Annotated in this window: 3 protein-coding genes; 1 reads left to right on the top strand and 2 read right to left on the bottom strand. The window is 74.0% G+C overall.

Annotation, left to right across the window (positions count from 1 at the left end; genetic code table 11):
- The coding region (locus ACRDP3_RS24900) for a glycosyltransferase 87 family protein (RefSeq protein ID WP_431519239.1) at positions 1-1,192 on the top strand (1,192 nt) is incomplete at its 5' end.
- On the opposite strand, the gene ACRDP3_RS24895 is transcribed toward ACRDP3_RS24900, so the two are convergent.
- Both ACRDP3_RS24895 and ACRDP3_RS24890 read right to left on the bottom strand, forming a co-directional pair.
- Positions 1,172-2,449, bottom strand: coding sequence for a hypothetical protein (locus ACRDP3_RS24895; RefSeq protein WP_431519238.1), 1,278 nt, complete (start codon positions 2,447-2,449; stop codon positions 1,172-1,174). The two genes, ACRDP3_RS24900 and ACRDP3_RS24895, sit on opposite strands and share 21 nt — an antisense overlap.
- Before the next feature lie 52 nt (positions 2,450-2,501).
- On the bottom strand, positions 2,502-2,758 hold a 257-nt coding region (locus ACRDP3_RS24890), incomplete at its 5' end, for a C40 family peptidase (protein WP_431519237.1).

Below are 2,758 nucleotides of genomic sequence, written 5' to 3'. Positions count from 1 at the left end.
GGTCTGGGCGGTCACCCGCGCGGTACTGCTGCTGTGCGTCTTCAAGGTGATCACGCTGCCGGGCCCCGACGTCACCAGCGATGTCGCGGTGATCTACCGGGGCTGGTTCGAGGTACTGAAAGCCGGCACGTTCCCGCTGGACGACGTGACCTGGCAGTATCCGCCCGCTGCCGCGCTGGCGGTGCTCTCCCCCGCGCTGCTGCCGTTCCTGGACTACGCCTCGGCCTTCTACTTGCTGGCCTGCGCCGCGGACGCCGTCGCCTTCACTCTGCTGCTGCGCGCGAGCCGGCGCTCCGGCAGCCGCGGCGCGGGCAGCTGGGGCTGGGTGGCGGGAGTGGCACTGCTGGGCCCGACGGCGTACGCCCGCTACGACCTGATGGTCACGGCGGTCGCCATCGCCGCCCTGCTGGCCGCTTCCCGGCATCCCCGGACGGCCGGGGCGCTGGCGGCCGTCGGCGCGCTGCTGAAGGTGTGGCCGGCACTGCTGCTGCTCGGGACGCCACGCGGCCGGGACACGCGCCGGACCTGGACCACGGCCCTGGCCACCGGCGCCCTCATCACGGGCGGCTTCATGGCGGCGATGCCGGGCGCGCTGAACTTTCTCCGCTTCCAGGGCGGCCGGGGCACCGAGGTGGAGTCGCTGGGCGCGCTGGTCTTCCACGGGGCGCGGCAGTTCGGCTGGCCGGGGCAGGTGCTGCTCAACTACGGGTCGATGGAGTTCGTCGGCCCCTACGTGCACGTCGTCAGCGATGCCGCACTGGTGCTGACCCTGCTCGCCTTCGGCTGGCTGCTGCTGTGGCGGCTGCGGGCCACCGAGTGGACGCCGTCCACACCGGCCGACGCGGCGCTCACGGCGGTGCTGCTCTTCACCACCACCAGCCGCGTCATCAGCCCGCAGTACATGATCTGGCTGGTCGGCCTGTCGGCGGTCTGTCTGACGCTGCGCACCAGCGCTCAGGTGCTGCCCGCCACGCTGGTACTGGCGGCGACCGGGGTGACCCTGCTGGAATTCCCGCTGGGCTTCGGGCACGTCGTCGCCAGCGACTGGCTGGGCGTCCTGTTGCTCGTCGTGCGCAACGGCCTGCTGGTCGCCGCCTCGCTCTCCGCGTGCCTGCGGCTGTGGCGTACGACCCGGCCCCGGACCGGGACCCGGCGGAGCCCGGCCGCGGCCTCAGGCCAGCTCGTCGCGTAGGTACGCGCGCCACCGCTCGGTGAACCTGTCCAGGCTCAGCCCGAACACCTCCTCCATGGCCCGGTCGACGCTCGCCCTGCCCTCCTGGCTGTCCTTCTTGCCCTTGCCGACCCGTTGATAGAAGTCCAGCAGCTTCTCCTCGCCCCACGTCCGCGCCATGAATCGGCAGGCGAGCCAGCCGCTCTCGTACGCGCGCCCCAGCGCCTCCGGTTCACTGCCGAACCGGAAGGCGCGGTCGGAGGGCAGATCACGCGGCACGTCGCCCTCTTCCACGGCGCGGCGGAGTTCGGGTGCGGCGTCCCGCGGCATACGGCCGGTGCCGCGGTAGCCGACCCAGTCGGCCAGCCCCTCCGACAGCCACAGCGGGGTGGCGGGGCCGGTGTGGGTACGGGTGGCGACGTGGACCGTCTCGTGGGTCACGACCACCTGCTGCCCTTCCTCGCTCAGCCGCCCGTACGCCTCGGGGTTGACGACTATCCGGTCGGCGGGTGCCTCCGTGGACTCCCCGGCCTCCCCGGTGGTGACCGCCGCGATGCCCTCGTAGGTGGAGGCGGAGGCGTCCAGCAGCTGCGCCATCCGCCGCAGCGAACCCGGCGCCTCCAGCACTGTCCGGCGCGGCCAGTCGCGCGGCCAGACCTCGTCCACGGCGGAGACCGCGCGGTCGGCGTCCCGCGCGAGCGAGCGCAGCCCGTCCGGTGTCCGGCCGACGCCCAGCACCAGGCTGCGCTCGCCCCGTACCACGGTGATCTCGCCCTGTTCCCACAGCTGCCGGTCGCTGTCCGGCAGCTCGGCGGTGACGAACCAGCGGCCGTCGCGCTTGGCGAAGGCGAGCCGTTCGGTGGCGGTGACCGGGACGCGGTCGTCGTCGCGCAGCCGGTAGCGCAGTCGCACATCAGCCCGGGCGCGGAGGTGGCCGTCGCGTTTCGCGTACCGCACGTCGGCGATCCGGTAGGCCCACTGGGTCAGTGGCAGCCGGCGCAGGTTCCGGAACACCCGTCGCTGCGCCGCGCGGTACTTCCCGGCGCGGGGATCGACGGCGGCCAGATAGTCCCGCTCGTTTCCGTTCCGTACGGCCGTGGACTGCCTCTCCAGCAAGCGCTGCAGCGCCGCCGCGCGGTCCCGGCTCTCGCGGCCGGCGCCGTCCTCCGGACCGCACCCGCACGCCAGCGCCAGCAGCACGCCCGCCAGCGCCGCGCGCAGCCCGCGACGCCCGGCTCCGGCCCGCACCGCCGCACGCCACTGTCCAGGACCCACCACAGGGACGATCGTACGGGCGCGGACAGAAGCCGGCCGAGCCGGCTCGGCCGGCTCAGGGGCGGGTGACCGAGGAGACGGGCATCATGTTCACCGGGTCGTAGCGCACCGGCGCCCCCGGGTGCGGCGCGTGCACCACCTGGCCGCCGCCGACGTACATCCCGACGTGGCTGGCGTCATCGCGGTAGACCACCAGGTCGCCCGGACGTGCCTGACCCGGCGGAACCCGCTGCCCGGCCGACCGCTGCGCCTGCGAGGTGCGCGGGATCGCCGTACCCGCCCGCCCGTACGCCCACTGGGTCAGCCCTGAAC

The sequence above is a fragment of the Streptomyces sp. genome (assembly GCF_050698815.1).
Lineage (GTDB): Bacteria > Actinomycetota > Actinomycetes > Streptomycetales > Streptomycetaceae > Streptomyces.
This window is presented reverse-complemented; position numbering and strand designations above follow the sequence as displayed.